The organism is Amycolatopsis sp. NPDC003865 (genome assembly GCF_053605345.1).
Genome location: NZ_JBSGJA010000013.1, coordinates 71,142 through 88,707, shown reverse-complemented (window position 1 = coordinate 88,707; position 17,566 = coordinate 71,142). Strand labels below are relative to the sequence as shown.

The 17,566-nt window shown below is 73.9% G+C and carries 14 protein-coding genes; 9 read left to right on the top strand and 5 right to left on the bottom strand.

The window, feature by feature from the left end; genetic code table 11:
* Positions 1–13: 13 nt before the first annotated feature.
* The 3 genes from ACWEVP_RS28635 to ACWEVP_RS28625 form a co-directional block, all read right to left on the bottom strand.
* Positions 14–1,876: a CocE/NonD family hydrolase gene (locus tag ACWEVP_RS28635; RefSeq protein WP_452065666.1), complete on the bottom strand. Its 1,863-nt coding sequence runs from the start codon at positions 1,874–1,876 to the stop codon at positions 14–16.
* Between the two features lie 112 nt (positions 1,877–1,988).
* On the bottom strand, positions 1,989–2,561 hold the full coding sequence (locus ACWEVP_RS28630; protein WP_452065665.1) for a TetR/AcrR family transcriptional regulator: 573 nt from the start codon (positions 2,559–2,561) through the stop codon (positions 1,989–1,991).
* Positions 2,562–2,690: 129 nt separating this feature from the next.
* A complete protein-coding gene (locus ACWEVP_RS28625; RefSeq protein ID WP_452065664.1) occupies positions 2,691–3,539 on the bottom strand; it encodes a response regulator transcription factor in 849 nt (282 codons plus the stop codon).
* 132 nt (positions 3,540–3,671) lie between these two features.
* Here ACWEVP_RS28625 and ACWEVP_RS28620 point away from each other — a divergent pair, with 132 nt between their 5' ends.
* A complete protein-coding gene (locus ACWEVP_RS28620) occupies positions 3,672–5,303 on the top strand; it encodes an AMP-binding protein (protein WP_452065663.1) in 1,632 nt (543 codons plus the stop codon).
* A 249-nt stretch (positions 5,304–5,552) separates the two neighbouring features.
* A complete protein-coding gene (locus ACWEVP_RS28615; protein ID WP_452065662.1) occupies positions 5,553–6,614 on the top strand; it encodes an alpha/beta hydrolase in 1,062 nt (353 codons plus the stop codon).
* A 199-nt stretch (positions 6,615–6,813) separates the two neighbouring features.
* On the opposite strand, the gene ACWEVP_RS28610 is transcribed toward ACWEVP_RS28615, so the two are convergent.
* Positions 6,814–7,443: a ScbR family autoregulator-binding transcription factor gene (locus tag ACWEVP_RS28610; RefSeq protein WP_452065661.1), complete on the bottom strand. Its 630-nt coding sequence runs from the start codon at positions 7,441–7,443 to the stop codon at positions 6,814–6,816.
* Positions 7,440–7,859 (bottom strand): nuclear transport factor 2 family protein, encoded by a 420-nt coding sequence (locus ACWEVP_RS28605; protein ID WP_452065660.1) that lies wholly within the window; start codon positions 7,857–7,859, stop codon positions 7,440–7,442. Before ACWEVP_RS28605 ends, ACWEVP_RS28610 begins: the two co-directional genes overlap by 4 nt.
* Positions 7,860–8,482: 623 nt before the next feature.
* On the opposite strand from ACWEVP_RS28605, the gene ACWEVP_RS28600 reads away from it, so the two are divergent.
* From ACWEVP_RS28600 to ACWEVP_RS28570, 7 genes are all read left to right on the top strand, one after another.
* Positions 8,483–9,685, top strand: coding sequence for an aspartate kinase (locus ACWEVP_RS28600; protein ID WP_452065659.1), 1,203 nt, complete (start codon positions 8,483–8,485; stop codon positions 9,683–9,685).
* Entirely contained in the window at positions 9,682–13,695 is a 4,014-nt protein-coding gene (locus tag ACWEVP_RS28595) for a Pls/PosA family non-ribosomal peptide synthetase (RefSeq protein WP_452065658.1), read from the top strand. Before ACWEVP_RS28600 ends, ACWEVP_RS28595 begins: the two co-directional genes overlap by 4 nt.
* Positions 13,692–15,056, top strand: a complete 1,365-nt coding sequence (locus tag ACWEVP_RS28590) for a diaminobutyrate--2-oxoglutarate transaminase family protein (RefSeq protein WP_452065657.1) — start codon at positions 13,692–13,694, stop codon at positions 15,054–15,056. Before ACWEVP_RS28595 ends, ACWEVP_RS28590 begins: the two co-directional genes overlap by 4 nt.
* Positions 15,057–15,154: 98 nt before the next feature.
* The gene (locus ACWEVP_RS28585) at positions 15,155–15,694 is read left to right on the top strand and encodes a DUF4142 domain-containing protein (RefSeq protein WP_452065656.1); all 540 of its coding nucleotides are present in this window, start codon (positions 15,155–15,157) and stop codon (positions 15,692–15,694) included.
* Between the two features lie 170 nt (positions 15,695–15,864).
* Entirely contained in the window at positions 15,865–16,575 is a 711-nt protein-coding gene (locus ACWEVP_RS28580; protein WP_452065655.1) for a response regulator, read from the top strand.
* A 60-nt stretch (positions 16,576–16,635) separates the two neighbouring features.
* On the top strand, positions 16,636–17,130 hold the full coding sequence (locus ACWEVP_RS28575) for a lamin tail domain-containing protein (protein WP_452065654.1): 495 nt from the start codon (positions 16,636–16,638) through the stop codon (positions 17,128–17,130).
* A gap of 32 nt (positions 17,131–17,162) precedes the next feature.
* Positions 17,163–17,450, top strand: coding sequence for a helix-turn-helix domain-containing protein (locus tag ACWEVP_RS28570; protein WP_452065653.1), 288 nt, complete (start codon positions 17,163–17,165; stop codon positions 17,448–17,450).
* Positions 17,451–17,566: the final 116 nt, after the last annotated feature.

Below are 17,566 nucleotides of genomic sequence, written 5' to 3'. Positions count from 1 at the left end.
GGGCCGGGGCGGGTCAGCCGCGCCAGTGCCGGTCGAGCAGGGAAACGCCGTCGTGGACGACGTTCCCGTGGGCGTCGAGGGTGGTCGCGGTCGCGGTGACCGTGACGTCGACGGTGACGTGGGCGCCGGTCGCGGTGTCGACGGTGCCGGTGATGTGGCCGGTGACGGTGGCGGCTTCCGGGTCGAGCCGGTGCGCGGTGGCCACGAGTTCCTGGTCCACCCGCAGCGTGTGGCGTCCGCCGGGCACGTCCTCCGGGCGGATCCGGTGCCGGCCGCCCAGGCGCAGGGAAACCGTGTCGTGCAAGAGGTCCTCGGTGACCTCCCAGGACGCGGCCGGCTCGCCGGATTCGCCGTCGAGCTGCTCGTCGAGATCCGTGAGAGCGGGCTCGGCCGGCTCCGGCATCGCGCACGCGACCCCGCCCGCGGGTTCGGCGAGCGGGAGCGTGAGCGTCCGCGCCACCGGCCAGCCGCCGGGCGGCTCCTGCGGCCACACGCGGGGGAAGTCGCCGGGGGCGACGACGACGCGGAGCCGGTGTCCCGTCGCGACTTCGTAGGTGGTCGGCGTGAGCGGCACGGTGAGCTCGCCGTCGCCCGCGCAGGCGATCCCGGCGCAGATCAGCACCGACCGCCCGGCGGGGTCGACGTCGGTGAGCTTGACCGACACCCGCGGCCACGGCCGGGTGAGCGTCACCGACGGCCGGCCGCTCACCAGCCGCGGCAGCGGCAGCGGCGGCGAGGTGTAGCAGAGGCTGCGGCTGTCGTCGCCGTGCTGGTCCAGCGGCAGCCCGAACTGCCCGGCGGGGGTGGCCCAGAGCCCCGATTGCAGGCCCGTGGCCGGATCCGGGGCGGACGGCGCGGACCGCTGCCAGCCGGCGAGGTGCTCGGTGCGGACGCTGCCTTCCGGCGGCCAGGACGGGAAACCGAGCCAGCGCGGCCGGGCGCCCTGCACGTACACGCGGACCGGCGGGGTGTCGTCGTCGCCTCTGCCGAGCAGCCAGCGGTCCCACCAGGACCGGGCGATCTCGAGGAAGTCGATCGGCGTGACCGGGCACTCCTGCGGCATGACGTGCATCCACGGCCCGGCGATCAACGCCTTGGTGCCGCGCAGTTCTTCGTACGCGCGGACCGCGCCGTCGACGAAGAGGTCCCGCCAGCCGGCCACGCACAGCGCGGGCACTTCCACGGCGGGCACGTCGATCCGCCGCCGCGGCCACACCGGGGAGCCGGGGCCGTTGCGGAACAGGTCGAGGACGTAGGGCGCGAAGGTCAGGCGCCGGTGCCAGCGCGCCTGCTCGTCCGGGTCGGCGAAGTCGTCCACGGGCGGCAGCAGCTGGTTGAACAGCGTGCTCACCGACCAGGACGCCAAGGGCGAGAACGCACCGCGCGTCCCGCCCGGGTGGACGAATTCACGGCCGGGGTCGACCGGGCCTTCGAGCGCGATGACGGCCTTGAGCGCTCCGGGCCGCCGGGCGGCGGTGCGCAGGGTCGTGACGGCGCCGTAGGAACCGCCCCACATGCCGACCGCGCCGCTGCACCAGGACTGCTCCGCGCCCCAGCGGATGGCGTCGAGCGCGTCGTCGGCCTCACCGGGATCGAACGGCGGCCGCGGGACCCCGTCGGACGAACCGGTCCCGAGCAGGTCGACGAGCAGGGACGCGTAGCCGCGCTCGGCGAACCACCGTTCGGTGGGCGACCCGTTGAGCGCGGCGATGTCGCGCCGGTAGGGCAGGACGGTGACCAGGAGCGGGAACGGGCCCGGTCCTTCGGGGAGGAAGAGGTTGGCCGAAAGCGTGACGCCCGGCTCGGGTGTGGGGATCCGGACGTCGCGCCGGAGCACGACTTCGTGGCGCCGGTCAGTGTCCGTGCGTGCAGGCATCGCCGCCTCCGCTGTCGCCGGTGGGTACTAGATCGAATACTTCAGTACCGGGTTTCGTACGTTAGACACAGACGCCGCGACGGCGCAAGCCCTCGCCGGGATGGGGTGCGGCCTACTTCCCGCCCTGGTTGGTCAGCGCGGCCAGCACCAGCGCGCCCAGTTCGGTGTACGCGTCGGCCATCGACAACCCCGACCGGTCCAGCAGTTCGCCGTGCTGGATGCCGTCGATCAGCAGGCTGACCGCGGCGCTGACGAAGTCCGCGTTGACCGCGCGGAACGCGCCGGAGGCGACACCGTCCTGAATGGACTCCCGGACCCGGTGCGCGGCGGCGAGCGAGTGCCGGGCGTACAGCTCGGCGGTCGCCTCGAAGGTGAGCAGGTCCGCGTAGCACTCCGGCGACATCCGCCGCAGCTCGGAACCCAGGCCGGCGAGGTATTCGGCGATCCGCTGCGGGGGATCGGTGATCGGCCCGACCTTCTCCTCGACGCGGGCGGCCGCCTCCTGGAAGAAGTGCCGGACGGCGACGACGACGAGCTGTTCCTTGCTGCCGGCCACCGCGTACAGCGTCGACTTCGAACACTGCAGCCTGCTGGCCAGGTCGTCCACGGTGAGCCGGGCGAAGCCCTCGTCCAGGAAAAGCCGTTCCAGGCGCAGGATCAGTTCCTCGCGCTTGGCGTCGGACATGCGTCGGCTTCGCGCCGTGCGCGCTCCCGGTGGCGTCATCCAAGGTGGCTTCGCGGTCATGGTTCCGTAGCCTCGCACACGCCCGGGGTCGAGGCGGCGCGCGGTACTACCGTACCGCATCCGGTACCCTCACGGGAGAAGACCGAACCGGCGGGCGGTGACCACGGCCTCCATCCGGCTGCGCGCCACGAGCTTGCGCATGCTGCTGCGCAGGTAGCTCTTCACGGTTTCCGCGGTGATCCCGAGATCTTCCGCGATCTGGAGGTTGGTCCAGCCGAGGGCGACGCAGGCGAGCACGTCGAGCTCCCGCGCCGACAGCGCCGGGGCGGTCCCGGTCCGCGCCGGCCGCCCGGCGACCGCGGCCAGCGTTTCGCACACCCCGCGGACGCGGGCGCGCAGCAGCGGGTCCTCGACGCCCTGGGTGAGGATCCGGAGTTCGGCGTAGGCCTCGCGGACCAGTTCCCAGTGCGGCCGGTGGCAGTCGGTCGCGTCGTAGCGGTCGAGCCAGGCGAGCCGCCGGGTCACCTCGTCGCGGACGGCCAGGCTCTGCTCCAGCTCCCGCGCCGACTCCACGACGGACTGGACCACGCGGTCGCCCAGCGGCAGCGAGCTGCGCAGCGCGCCGTAGAGCACCCCGCGCACGGTGCGCGTCACGACCACCGGCACCGCGACCATCGCGCGCAGCCCCTCGGCCACGATGATGTGGTCGTAGTGGTGGCTGATGCCGGGGGAGCGCACGTAGTCGTCGACGACGACCGGCCGCCGTTGCGCCACCGCTTTCCCGCCGAGCCCGCGTCCGTACTCGAGGCTGACGCCGCGCAGCGCGCCGGTGTTCGGGCCGGCGATCTGGCTCAGCTTCACCTGCCGCCCGGCGCCGACTTCGCCGCCGAAGGTGAGCGGCAGGCCGGTCGCGTCCCGCATCCGGGCGAGTGCGCGGTAGATCTCCGGGCGGTCGTCGGCCGCGGCGTTCGGGTTCACGCCTGCCTCCTCGAAAACGTCGCCGCCGCGGTCCGCTCCCCTCAGGCGGGGGTAGCTGGGACTCCGGCGCGATGGGACATTTTTGCCACGGTACGGCACCTTGGCGGTATCGCGTAGGTCCGGGAGGTCCCCATGACGAGCAGCCACCGCCATGTCGAGGACCTGGTCGCGCGGTTCGACCGGCCCCGCGCCCGCGCCGCGGAACTGCTGTGCGACCGGCACCCCGCCGGCGCCGTGGCGTTCACCGTCGTGGAGCCGGACCTTTCCTGGCGCGACTGGACTTTCGGCGAGCTGCGGGAGCGTTCGGCCCGGCTGGCCACGGCGCTGACCGAGCTCGGGGCCGGCCCGGGCGACCGCGTCGCGACCCTGCTCGGCAAGTCGGGCGACCTGGTCGTGACGCTGCTCGCGATCTGGCGGATCGGTGCCGTCCACGTGCCGCTGTTCACCGCGCTCGCCCCGCCCGCGATCGCCACCCGGATCGCCGGCAGCGGCGCGCGGATCGTGGTCACCGAACCCGGGCAGCGCGCGAAGCTCGGCCCGGACGACGACATCCCGGCGGCGTGGCGGCTGACCGTCATCACCACCGGCGCCGCCGGGGACCACCACCCCGGGGACCACTGCTTCGAGCGGCTGCTGGAGGCGCCGCCGCAGGCGTCCCCGGCGGGGATGGGCGGGGACGCGACGCTCGTCGAGCTCTACACCTCGGGCACGACCGGGCCGCCCAAGGGCGTGCCCGTGCCGCTGCGGGCGGTCGCGTCGATGCTCTCCTACCAGGAGTTCGGGCTCGACCACCAGCCGTCCGACGTGTTCTGGAACGCCGCCGACCCCGGCTGGGCCTACGGCCTCTACCACGCGATCCTCGGCCCGCTCGGCCTCGGCCGCCGGGCCCTGTTGCTCCACAGTGGATTCTCCGCCGCGCTCACCTGGGCGGTGCTCGGCGCCTTCCGCGTCACCAACTTCACCGCCGGGCCGACGGTGTACCGCGCACTGCGCGCCGCGGCGGACCCGGCCCCACCGGACCTGGCCCTGCGGCACTGTTCGTCGGCAGGGGAGCCGCTGCCGCCCGAGGTCAGCGACTGGGCCGAAGACGTCCTGGGCGTCCCGGTGTTCGACCACTACGGGCAGACGGAGCTGGGCATGGCGGTCGCCAACGCCTGGCACCCCGCCGTGCGGTCCGCACGCCGACCCGGATCGATGGGCCGCGCCCTGCCGGGCTGGCGGCTGGACGTGCTGCGGCCGGACGCCGCCGTGCCCGCCGCCGACGGCGAACGCGGCCGGCTCGCCGTCGACCTGGCCGCCAGTCCGCTCATGTGGTTCAGCGGGTACCGCGGCGCGCCCGGGCGCACGGCGGAGCGGTTCACCGAGGACCGGCGCTGGTACCTCACCGGGGACACGGCCGCGCGGGACGCCGAAGGGAACTTCCGCTTCACCGCGCGCGACGACGACATCATCCTGATGGCGGGCTACCGGATCGGACCGTCCGAAGTGGAATCGGTGCTGCTGGCGCACCCGGCCGTCGCCGAAGCCGCCGTCGTCGGCGCCCCCGACGACCTGCGCGGCGAGGTCGTCACCGCCCACGTCGTCGTGCGCCCCGGCCGGGCCGCCGGCCCGGAACTGGCCGAAGAACTCCAAACCTGGGTGAAGACGCGGTTCGCCGCGCACGCCTACCCGCGGACCGTCCACTTCGTACCGGAACTGCCGAAGACCCCGAGCGGCAAGCTCCAGCGGTCGGCTCTGCGCTACGCGCAACGGCGCTCCCGATAGCCGTCCCGCTCCGCCGTCCCGGGTGATCCCCGGGCGGCCCACCCCACCCGTGCGCGGTTCCCCGCGCGCGGCTCGTTCCCGGCCGTGTGCCGGGCCCCCCTCTCCCGCGCCGGTCCACCGCCCGGCGCGGGGGCAGGAGAGCGGTCGGCTCTCCTGCGCACACCTGGCGTCCCCGGGCCGGTCGCACCGGCGCGCCCGCGCACGCCCGGGGACGCCAGGACCTCGCATCCCACATCCCTGGAGGCAACGATGCCCAGGCCCGTCGAAGACCGGCAGATCCCGTCCCGCGCGACCGAACCCCCGCCTTCGCGGGTGTCCCGGCGGAAGTTCGTCCTCGGCGCGACCGCGGGGTTGTCCGCGCTCGCCGTCGCCGCCGCCCTGCCCCGGACCGCGAGCGCCACCGCGGTGCCGCGGGCCGTGGCCGACAGCGGGGCGCAGGTGATCGCCGAACAACGGCTGAGCCCCACCATGCTCGACCTGACCGTGCAGTCCCCGGCGCTGGCGGCCACGGCGATGGTGCGGCTGCTGCACCCGGCGGGCTGGACAGCCGGCTCGACCCGCACCTGGCCGGTCCTGTACCTGCTGCACGGCGCGGGCGACGACTACACGTCCTGGACGCGCTCGACCGACGTCGCCACGTTCACCCGCGGCGCCGAGATGCTGGTGGTGATGCCTTCGGGTGGCCGGGACGGGTTCTATTCGGACTGGTTCAACCGGGGGGCCGGCGGCGCGCCCGGCTGGGAAACGTTCCACCTGACCGAACTGCGGCAGATCCTCGAGCGGGGCTACGGCGCCGGGACCGTCCGGTCGATCGCGGGCCTGTCGATGGGCGGGCTGGGCGCGCTGGCCTACGCGGGACGGCACCCGGGCATGTTCGCCGCGGCGGCGTCCTACAGCGGCGTGGTGCACACGACCTACCAGGGCGCCCGCGGGCCGAGCCTGATCCAGGGCGTCCTCGTGAAGGACGGCTACGACCCCACGGCGCTCTGGGGCGATCCGAACCTGAACGCGAACGTCTGGGCCGCGCACAACCCGTACGACCTGGTCCCGAAGCTCACCGGCATCCCGCTGTACCTGGCCTGCGGCAACGGGACCCCGGGCGTGCTGGACCCGCCGGGCACGCCCCCGGACCTGTTCATCGAACCGCTGTGCCACGAGATGAACACCGCGCTCGCGAGCCGCCTGAGCGCGGCCGGCGCGACGGTGACGACGGACTTCTACGGCCCGGGCACGCACAACTGGCCGTGGTGGCAGCGTTCCCTGCACCTGTCGTTCCCGATGCTGACGCAGCCGTTGCGCCTCGGCGGCTGACGCGCGGGGGATTCCCCGGGTATCACCCGCCCGGAGGTGGGCCCCGCGCCGCGGTGGCCGTACTTTCCCTTGCGGGCGGCGGACATCAGCGCCGCCGGAGCGGGGAAAGGTGCCGGCGCAGCAGCGCGCACGCGGGGTCGGCACCTGAACGGACCGGGGTGACCGGCGCCCCTCGGCGGTCACCCCGGGTCCCGCTCGGTCAGCCCGGTTCCGGGGGTTCGAGGCGCAGCCGCGCCGACGTGCCGGGCTCCACCAGCCCGGGCAGGCGCTGCCGCCACATCGCGCGGATCCGGCCGAGCAGGTCGTGCTCGCCGGCCGTCGCCCGCGCGAGCAGGTGGGTGCCGGCGAACTCCGCGACCGTGCTTTCGGTCGCCGCCGGCACGTCCACGTCGCCGCGGAGCTCGCCCGCCCGCCGCGCGCGGCGCAGGAGGTCGCGCACCACCGCGAGCCAGCCGAGGAACTGCGCGGGCGCCAGCACGTCCGCGAGTTCGGCGTGCAGCGGCAGCCGGACGCTCGCCCGGTACTTCGGGTCGTGCTGCAGCCGCCGGGCGACCTCGAAGGTCAGTCCGACGAGGACCTGGACCGGGCTGGGCTGCCGCGCGGACAGCCGCGCCGCCAGTTCCCACCACAGCGGGCAGTACCGCTCGACGACGGCCGCGGCCAGCGCGGCCTTGGACGGGAAGTGGCAGTAGAGCGCCCCTTTCGTCACCTCGGCTTCCGCGCAGACGGTCTCCAGCGTGGTGCCCGCGAAACCGACCCGGTCGAAGATCGCGGCGGCGGCGTCGACCAGCTCCTCGCGCGTGCGCCGGCCGCGGGCGGTGCCGGTCACGTCGCCGGGTCCGCCGGGTGCGCGAGCAGCCAGCACGAGTCGACGAGGTCCGCCCCGGCCGTCAGGGACACGGCGAACTCGAAGGACGACTCGGCGCCGTCGGCCCTGGCCTGGCAGCGGATGCGGCCCAGCACGACGACCGTGTCCTCCTCGCAGACCCAGCGGCCCACGCTGAGCCCGGCGACGGTCAGCGCGCTGTCGAAGGCGGAAAGGAACGATTCGACCTGCCGCCGGGTGCAGGTTTCGGAGGTGCCGCCCGGTTTGGCGGGGGTCGGCCCGTGCCATTCGACGCGCGGGGCGAGCAATTGCGCGACACCGGAGAAGTCGCCGGCGCCGAACCGCAGGAGTGCCTGCTGCGTGAGGACGATGGCGGCGGGGTCCGGACGGCGGCAACGGCTCTGCACGGCGGGGTTCACACGTTCTCCCGGGGTTCGCGGCGGGGCCGGGCGGTGGCCGGCGGGCGGCCCGGCCGGAGGCGACGATACCGGAAAACGCGGGGTTCGCCGGGTACCCACGGTGATTCATCACCAAGAACGACGGCATTCGCAGGCGATCTTTCCGCCATTTGCGTGCACTCGTCGTCCGGGTGTTACGCCATTACCCCCGGGTGAGGGGAGGGCAACGCGAAATTCGCGGTGAACGAGGTTCGGAAATCGGTTGCGGAACCTTGTTCTGCGGTATTGGCGACGATTTACCGTGGTGTCGAGGAATACATCGGCTTTTCGGCTCGGTCGATCGTATGAACGGAAGATCGGGGACGGTAATGGCGGTTGTTCCGGTTCCCGCATCCGGAGGTACCGGGATGCGAAATGCCGAACTACTTTCACTGTCGGGCGACCGGATGTCGCTGTGCGGCAACGCGAATCCGCACGTAGAACCCGCTCCCGGTGGCACGGGAATGGGACGCTGAAAGGTGAATCGGGTTCCGGTCCGCGTAGTCGTGACTGGTTCTCCGAAGGGAGAGGGGCGATTGGTGAATAATTCATGGGCAGTGGTCGAATCCGGCATTCCGGACGGTCGGCGCGTTGCCGGGATCGTGGTGCGGAAATACGGCGGTTCGTCGCTGGCGACGCCGGAGCTGGTGCGCGGGGTGGCCACGCAGGTCGCGGACCTGGCCGCGGCCGGACGGCGGGTCGTCGTGGTCGTTTCGGCGATGGGCGACGCCACCGATCGGCTGGTGGCGCTGGCGGGGCAGTTCGCCGACCGGCCGGACCCCCGCGAGCTCGACCAGCTGCTGGCGACGGGTGAGCAGGTTTCGGCCGCCGTCCTGGCACTGGCGCTGACCCGCCGCGGGGTTGCCGCCGTCTCGCTCACCGGCGACCAGGCGGGCATCGAGGTGACCGGCGGTCCCGGTGCGGCCACGATCGCGCACATCGACCCGGACCGGATCCTCGACGCGCTGGGCGGCGGCCGCGTCGTCGTGGTCGCGGGGTTCCAGGGCCGCGACGCCGTCGGCGAGCTCCGCACGCTGGGGCGGGGCGGCTCGGACACGACCGCCGTCGCGCTGGCGGCCGCGCTGGGGGCGGCCGAGTGCGAGATCTGCACCGACGTCGAGGGCGTGCGGACCGCGGACCCGCGGATCGTGCCGGACACGCGCCCGGTGCCGTCGATCTCCTACGAAGCCATGTCCGAGCTGGCCAGGGGCGGTGCCCGCGTCCTGCACCCGAGGTCGGTCGAGCTGGCCGGGCAGCACGGGGTGACGGTGCACGTGCGGCACTCCTCGCGCACCGGCGCGAGCACCCGCGTGCGCGCCGCGGAACCGGCGCTGGAGCGCGGCGCGGAGGTGGTCGGTATCGCGCACGACCGGGACGTGCGGCTGCTGCGGATCGAAGCGCCGGGGCTGTCCCCGGACCGCGGGGCGCGGCTGCTGGCCGGCCTGGCCGGGCACGGGCTGCACCCGGACACGCTGAGCTGGCCGGGGGCCGGCGAACTGCGGTTCACGCTGCGGGGCACGGCGCCCTTCGCCGGGCCGGCCCGCGCGCTTGTGGAGGACCTCGGCGCCCGCTGGACGCTCGACGACGACCTGGGCGCGGTGTCGGTGGTCGGCACCGGGCTGCTCGACCGGCCCGACATGCCCGCGGAGGTCCTGCGCACCGCGGGTGAACTCGGCACGACGATGCCGGCGATGGCGATCTCCGCCGTCCGGCTCACCGCGGTGCTGCCGCTCGACCGGCTCGGCCACGCGGTCCGCGCGCTGCACCGGGCGTTCCGCCTGGACCGGCCGGCGGAGGCGAGGCCGTGACCCCGCGCGAAACGCCGGCGGCCGTGCGGTCGGCCGGCGGCCGCGTCCTGACCGGCGCCGGCCGGCCCCGCCCGCGCGGGGAGACCCGGCTCGACCGCCTCTTCGAAGAGGCCTGCGACCGCGAGGGCGACCGGCTCGCCGTGGACGCCGGCGAGGTCCGGCTGACGTTCGGCGACCTGGACACCCGCGCCAACCGCCTCGCCCGCCACCTGGTTGCGCGGGGCGTGCGGCCCGGCGACCGGATCGGGCTGCTGCTCCCCGAACCGGCCGACAGCTACGTCGCGATGCTCGCCGTGCTCAAGGCCGGCGCGGCCTACGTGCCGCTCGACTCGGCCTTCCCCGACGACCGGCTGGCCTTCATCGTCGGCGACGCCGGGGCCGGCCTGGTGCTGACCGCCTCGCCGCTGCGGCACCGGTTCGCGGAAGGCACCGATCTGCTTTGCCTCGACGAAGAAGCGCACCGGATCGCGGCGCGGCCCGGTGCCCGCCTGGCCCGCACTCCGGCCGGAGACCTCTGCTACATCGTCTACACCTCCGGCTCCACCGGACGGCCGAAGGGCGTCCCGATCCGCCACGCCGCCATCGGCAACTTCGTCCGCGTCGCGGCCGAGGCGTACGGTCTCGCGCCCGGCGACCGCGTGTACCAGGGCATGACGATCGCCTTCGACTTCTCGGTGGAGGAGATCTGGGTGCCGCTGCTGTCCGGCGCGACGCTGGTGCCCCGGCCCGCGGGCGGCGCTCCGGCCGGGGCCGAGCTCCAGGAGTTCCTGCGGGACAACGGCGTGACCGCGTTGTGCTGCGTACCCACGCTGCTGGCGACCCTCGAGGACGACCTGCCGGACCTGCGGTTCCTGCTCGTGTCCGGCGAGGCGTGCCCGGAGGACCTGGTCGGCCGCTGGTCGCGGCCCGGCCGCCGCTTCCTCAACGTCTACGGCCCGACCGAAACCACGGTCACCGCGACCTGGACGGTGCTGCACCCGGACCGGCCGGTCACCATCGGCGTCCCGCTGCCGACGTACTCGGTGGTCATCCTCGACCCCGCTCGGGCGCGGGCGCTGCCGGCGGGCGAGCTGGGCGAGATCGGCATCGCCGGAATCGGGCTGGCCGAGGGCTACCTCAACCGGCCGGACCTGACCGAGCGGGCGTTCGTGCCGGACTTCCTGGGCATCGCGGGCAACCCGTCCGGGCGGATCTACCGCACCGGCGACCTCGGCCGGATCACCGATGGCGGCGAGATCGAGTACCACGGCCGCACCGACACCCAGGTCAAGGTGCGCGGCTACCGCGTCGAACTCACCGAGATCGAGTCGATCCTGCTGGGGGCGCCGGGCGTGGCGCAGGCCGTCGTCGGCACCTACGCCCCGGAGCCGGGGACGACCGAGCTGGTGGCCTACTACAGCACGCGGCGGGACGCGGACGCCGTCGACGTCGAGGACCTGCGGCGCCTGCTGCGCGAACGCCTGCCCGCCTACATGGTGCCGGCGTACTTCGAGCGGCTCGAGCGGATCCCGATGACCCCGAGCCACAAGGCCGACCGCGCGCACCTGCCGGCCCCGACCGGGCCGCGGGCGCTCGCCGCGGAAACGGCCTACACCCCGCCGGAAACGGAGGCCGAGCGGATCCTCGCCGGCGCGCTCGCCGAGGTGTGCCGGCTCGACCGGGTGTCGGTCACCGCGCACTTCTTCGACGACCTCGCCGCCGATTCGCTGCTGCTGGCGAAGTTCTGCGCGCGCGTGCGGGAGTCGGGGGAGCTCGCCCCGCCGCCGGTCAAGCAGCTCTACCTGCACCCGACGGTGCGCGAGCTGGCCCGCTCGGCGCGGACCACCGGACCCCGGCCCGCCCCGGCCGTGACCCCGCACCGGGCGAGCGCGCCGGCCCACGCCCTCTGCGGGGCTTACCAGCTGCTCGTCTTCCTCGCCTACATCGCCGGTTCGGCGGTGCTGCTGGACCTGACCTACGACTGGGTTTCCGCGGCGGCCGGCGTGTTCGACGGCTACTGGCGGTCGGCCGCCGCGGCGGGGACCGGGTTCGCGGCGCTCTGCGCGGTGCCGGTCGCGGTGAAGTGGCTGCTGGTGGGCCGCTGGAAACCGGGGGAGATCCCCCTGTGGAGCCCGGCTTACCTGCGGTTCTGGACGGTCAAGACGGTGACCCGGTTCTGCCCGCTGGCGCTGTTCGCCGGTTCACCGCTGTACGCGCTGTACCTGCGGCTGCTCGGCGCGAAGATCGGCGCGGGCGCGGTGATCCTGGTGCGGCGGCCGCCGGTGTGCACCGATCTGCTGACGGTCGGCGCCGGTGCGGTGGTCCGCAAGGACGCCTCGATCGCCTGCTACCGCGCCGAGGCGGGCCGGATCCGGACCGGCCGGATCACCGTGGGGGACCGCGCGTTCGTCGGGGAGACGGCCGTGCTCGACATCGACACGGCGCTCGGCGACGACGCCCAGCTCGGGCACTCGTCCTCGCTGGCCGCGGGGCAGGCCGTGCCGGCCGGGGAGTCCTGGCACGGCTCGCCCGGCCGGCCTTCCACAGTGGACTACCGGGCATTGCCCGCCGGGCTGGCGGGCCGGGCGCGGCGGACGGCGTTCGCGGTCGCGCAGCTGGCCTCCTTACTGCTGGTGACGACGCCGGTGACGCTCGCGGCGGGCACGGCCGTGGCGCACTTCGTCCAGCCCGCCCAGGCGGACCTCACCGGCTGGGCGTTCTACCGGGGCGAGCTGCTCGCCTCGACGGTGCTCTACGCCGGCGCCCTGATCGGCGGTCTCGTGGTGGTGCTGACCGTGCCCCGGCTGCTGGCCCGGTTCCTGGTGCCGGACCGCGTCTTCCCGCTCTACGGGTTCCGGCACGCCGTCCAGCGGGCGATCGCGCGGCTGACGAACCTGCGCACGTTCACCTACCTGTTCGGCGACAGCAGCTACATCGTCCACTACCTGCGCGCGCTCGGGTACGACCTGTCCGTGGTCCGGCAGACCGGGTCCAACTTCGGCGTCGAGGTCAAGCACGAGACGCCGTTCCTGTGCACGGTCGGCACCGGAACCATGGTCTCGGACGGGCTCTCCCTGCTCAACGCGGACTACTCCGGCTCGTCGTTCCGCCTCCGCCGCACCACCGTCGCGCCGGAGACGTTCCTGGGCAACGACATCGCCTACCCGCCGGAGGCCCGGGTCGGGCGGAACTGCCTGCTGGCGACCAAGGTCCTCGTCCCGCTCGACGGCCCGGTCCGCGAAGACACCGGCCTGCTCGGCTCGCCGGCGTTCGAGATCCCGCGTTCGGTCCGCCGGGACCGCGGCTTCGACCACCTGTGGACCGGCGCGGCGCGCCGCCGCGGCCTCGCGGCCAAGCTGCGCCACAACACGGCGACGATGGGCTGGTACCTGGCGGTGCAGTGGCTCAACCTCACCGGGGTGATCGGCATCGGGGTCGTCGCGGGCGCCCTGCACCCGCGGTTCGGGGCCTTCGCCACGGCCGGGGGCATCGTGGGCGCGCTGCTGTTCTCCGTCCTGTTCCTGGTGCTGGCCGAACGCGCGGCGCAGGGCTTCCGGCGGCTGCGGCCGCGGTTCTGCTCGATCTACGACCCGGTGTTCTGGCGCCACGAACGGTTCTGGAAGCTCAGCCCCGGCCGGCACCTCGCGCTGTTCGACGGCACGCCGTTCAAGAGCCTGCTGTGGCGGCTGCTGGGCGTCCGGATCGGCCGCCGGGTCTTCGACGACGGCTGCGCGATCCCGGAGAAGTCGCTGGTCACCATCGGCGACGACTGCGTGCTCAACGCGGGCAGCGTGCTCCAGTGCCATTCGCTCGAGGACGGCACGTTCAAGTCCGATCACACCGTCGTCGGCGCGGGCAGCACGCTCGGCGCCGGCGCGTTCGTCCACTACGGAGTCACCCTCGGCGCGGGGACCGTCGTCGAAGCGGACGCGTTCCTGATGAAGGGCTCCGCGACCCCGCCGCGGTCGCGCTGGCGGGGCAACCCGGCCACGGAAGGGGCCGCCGAAACCGTCCAGGGGAGGGTGTCATGACCGACGTCCGCATCGCCGCGGGGCCCGAGCCGCACGTCACCGGCGACCTGCCCGGCCCGCGGTCGGCCGAGTACCTCGCGCACCAGGAGCGCTGGGAGTCCAACGCCCGCGTCTACCCGCGCAACCTGCCGGTGGCGCTGGCCGAAGGGGCGGGCTGCCACGTCCGGGACGTCGACGGGAACGTCTTCATCGACTTCCTGTCCGGCGCCGGGGTGCTGGCACTGGGCCACAACCACCCCGAGGTCCTCGCCGCGGCGAACGCGCAGCTGCGGCTGCTCGCGCACGGCCTCGACTTCCCGACGCCGGCGAAACGCGCGTTCGTCGACGCGCAGCTGGCGATGCTCCCGCCCGGCCTGCGGTCACGGATGAAGATCCACTTCTGCGGCCCGGCCGGGGCGAACGCGGTGGACGCGGCGCTCAAGCTGTGCAAGACCGCGACCGGACGCGGCGACGTCGTGTCCTTCCAGGGCGGGTTCCACGGCGCGAGCCACGCGGCGATGGCGCTGACCGGCCTGGTCCGGCAGAAGCAGCCCATCGCCAACGGCGTGCCGGGCGTGCACTTCTTCCCGTACTCGTCCTGCTCGCGCTGCCCGCTCGGGCTGAGGCCGGACGACTGCGAGATCAACTGCGCCCTGCTGCTGGAACGGGCGCTGCGCGATCCGCTCGGCGGGGTGCCGCGGCCCGCCGCGGTCGTGCTCGAACTGGTGCAGGGCGAGGGCGGGGTGGTGCCGGCCCGCCGCGAGTTCGTCCAGCGCGTCCGGGCGCTGACCCGGGACCTGGACATCCCGCTGGTCGTCGACGAGGTGCAGACCGGGTGCGGGCGCACCGGCACCTGGTTCGCCTTCGAGCAGTACGACATCGAGCCCGACGTCGTCGTCGCGTCGAAGGCACTGAGCGGAATGGGCCTGCCGGTCGCGGTCATCCTCTACGACCGCCGGCTGGACGGGTGGGCGCCCGGCGCGCACACGGGCACGTTCCGGGGCAACCAGGCCGCGTTCGCCGCCGGCGCGGAGACCGTGCGGATCATGCTGCGCGACGACGTCCTCGGCAACGTCCGGCGGCGCGGCGAGCAGCTCGGGCGGGCGTTGTCGGTGCTGCGGGGCCGGCCGTGGGTGCGCGAGGTGCGCGGGATCGGCCTGATGTGGGGCATCGAGCTGGCATCGCCGCACGACGGCCGCCCGGCGGCGGAGTACGCCCGCGCGGTGCAGGCGCACGCGCTGCGCAACGGCCTGATCGTCGAGCTGGGCGGCCGCGACGACGGCGTCGTCCGGCTGCTGCCGCCGCTCACCGTCACCGCGGACGTCGTGGCGGTGGCGAGCACGATCCTGCTCGAGGCGATCGAGCACTGCCGTCCCGCGTGACGCCGAATCGGACGCCGGGGTTCGGTGCGCGGATAGCCCGCGCCGCAGAGGATCGCCGACGATCGGACCCGTCCCGCCCCCAACCCTGGGAGAACCTCATGAAAGCACGGTCCGCATTGGCCGCCGTCGCGGTGCTCGGTGTCCTGCTGCCGGTGGCACCGGCCGCGGCCGCCGCCCCGGCGCCACCGGTACGGGCCGACGTGTCGGCGGAGGACCGCGAGTACCTCAACCGGACGCACCAGAACAACCTGTTCGAAATCTTCACCGGCGACCTCACCGGCCGCGGGAAGTGCCTCGCCGTGCGGGAACTGGGGCCCCGGTTCGCCGCGCACCACACGGATCTGGATGCCGAGCTGGTCGGCGTCGCGGCTCGGGAGGGCGTCACGCTGTACTCCGTGCCGGAACCCGGCCAGCTCGCGCGGATCGCCGATCTGGCGGTGCGGTCCGGCGCGGACTTCGACGCCGCCTGGCTGCGCGAGCAGATCGCCGCGCACCTGGAGGCGATCGCGCTGGCCGACGTGGAGACCCGGCACGGGTGGTCGGCGGAGGTCAAGGCGCTGGCCGCCCGGTCGGCGCCGGTGCTGCACCACCACTTCGAGGAGGTCGTTTCGGCCCTGAACGCCTGCACCCCCGGCTGAGGGGAACCCCTGCCCGGACGCCACCTCGGCACCACCGCCGAGGTGGCCTTCGGCGTGCCCGCCACCCGGCGCGGGTACGCGCCGTATCACCCGGTTGACGGTCTGCGCCCGGCGGCGGAAGCGGGAAGATCGCACCTGGCCGGAGCACCGGACAACACACAAGGGGAACCATGCACTGCGTCACGACGCTCGTGGTGGACGACCAGCCCGTGCTCAGGTACGCGGTCCGGCAGCTGCTGCGGGACTACGCCGGGGTCCGGGCGGTCGCCGAAGCCGGTACCGAGCGGGAAGCGCTGCGGCAATGCGAAGCGAACCACCCCGACATGGTCATCACCGAGCTGTCGCTGGCCGGGGAACCGGCCGGGGCGGGCATCTGCCAGTTCGCCAAGGAACACCTCGACCGCGCGGCCGTGCTGGTGTTCGCCGGCGATTCCTCGCCCGCGGCCGTCGCCACGGCCCTCAACGCCGGCGCCGACAGCTTCGTGCACAAGTCCGCCAGCGGGACGCGGCTGATGGCCGCGGTGCGGTCCACCCTCGCCGGCGGACGGGTCTGGGTACCGGCGGGGGAGTCCGCGCCGCTGCTCACCGGGTCCGTGCCGGGTGCCGGCGTGATGACCAAGCGGGAGGAGGACATCCTGGCGCTGATGCTGTGCCGCTGGTCGAACGACGAGATCGCCGGCGAGCTGCACCTGGCCCGGCAGACGGTGAAGAACTACGCGAGCCGGATCCTGCAGAAGCTCGGGTTCCCGAACCGGCGGGAACTGGTGCACGCGCTCGGGTTCCGGGCGGGCCCGGTGCCGTGCGCCGCGGTACCGCCGGTACCGCAGGCGGGCGAGGTTCGGTACCGGCCGGATCCTGTCAGCCGGAGATCTTTTTCCTAGGGTGACCGGAGTGACGACATCGGCGTCGGCGAGGCAGCCGTTCCCCGGAAGGCCGGTTCCGTGACCGTGCTCGGTGCACTGGTCCTGGTGCTCGCGGTGGGCGGCCTGCCCGCCGGTCCCGCTCCCCAGGTCAAGATCCAGGAGGTGCTGGCGGGCCCGGCGGGCTACCTGGTCCTGCGCAACGTCGGCTCCACGGCGGTCGATCTGGGCGGCTGGTCGGTGCGGTCGTGCACGGGCGGCCCGGCGCCGGTCGAGCTGGCGCTGCTGCCCGCCGGCGCGGAAATCCCCGCCGGCGGCCACTTCCTGATCGCCGCCGCGGGCTTCGGCGGGACTGAAGCGGCGGAGCTGGTCGTACCAGAGGTACCCGGCGACGGCGAAATGCTGCTGGACCACCGCCGCGTGCGCGCCGACGCCGTCGGCTGGACGGCGTCCTCGCCGTGCCGGGAGCGCGACGCCGCGGTGGCGTGCCCCGGGCTCGCGGAATCGCGCGACGCGGCGAGCCGGGATACCGACGACAACCGCGTCGACTTCAGCTGCGTCCGGTCACGGAACTGATTTCTCTCCCATTCTCGTGGAAAGGGGTGTTCGTGGTGCCCGCACGAAGCAGGCACGAATCGATCCGGTTTTCGGTGTGCGAGCTGATCGCCGAACGGCGGGCCGCCAAGGGGTGGTCCCAGGACGACCTGGCGACGAGGCTGCACGCGATGTCCGGCAACGACAGCGTCACACGGGAGGAGGTTTCCCGTTGGGAGCGGGGGAAACGCATCCCCGGGCCGTACTGGCGGAGCTGGCTCAGCCGGGTGCTGGACACGCCGTGCGCCGAGCTGGAACTGGCCGCGACGGCGACCCGCCGCCGGCGCCGGACCGGCGCGTAACTGGCCCCTTCCGGTTCCGTCGATCTTCGTTGGATACTGGTTTCGCCGCCGACGGAAAACAGTTCCGAATGAGGCGGGCAACGGTATTCGCAATTCCTACCCCGAAAGGATTCGAT

Coding starts and splice junctions, on each gene's coding strand:
- ACWEVP_RS28615 (WP_452065662.1), top strand. CDS start 5,553: ATGCCCAGGCCCGTCGAAGACCGGCAGATCCCGTCCCGCGCGACCGAA.
- ACWEVP_RS28590 (WP_452065657.1), top strand. CDS start 13,692: ATGACCGACGTCCGCATCGCCGCGGGGCCCGAGCCGCACGTCACCGGC.
- ACWEVP_RS28585 (WP_452065656.1), top strand. CDS start 15,155: ATGAAAGCACGGTCCGCATTGGCCGCCGTCGCGGTGCTCGGTGTCCTG.
- ACWEVP_RS28620 (WP_452065663.1), top strand. CDS start 3,672: ATGACGAGCAGCCACCGCCATGTCGAGGACCTGGTCGCGCGGTTCGAC.
- ACWEVP_RS28630 (WP_452065665.1), bottom strand. CDS start 2,561: ATGTCCGACGCCAAGCGCGAGGAACTGATCCTGCGCCTGGAACGGCTT.
- ACWEVP_RS28635 (WP_452065666.1), bottom strand. CDS start 1,876: ATGCCTGCACGCACGGACACTGACCGGCGCCACGAAGTCGTGCTCCGG.
- ACWEVP_RS28580 (WP_452065655.1), top strand. CDS start 15,865: ATGCACTGCGTCACGACGCTCGTGGTGGACGACCAGCCCGTGCTCAGG.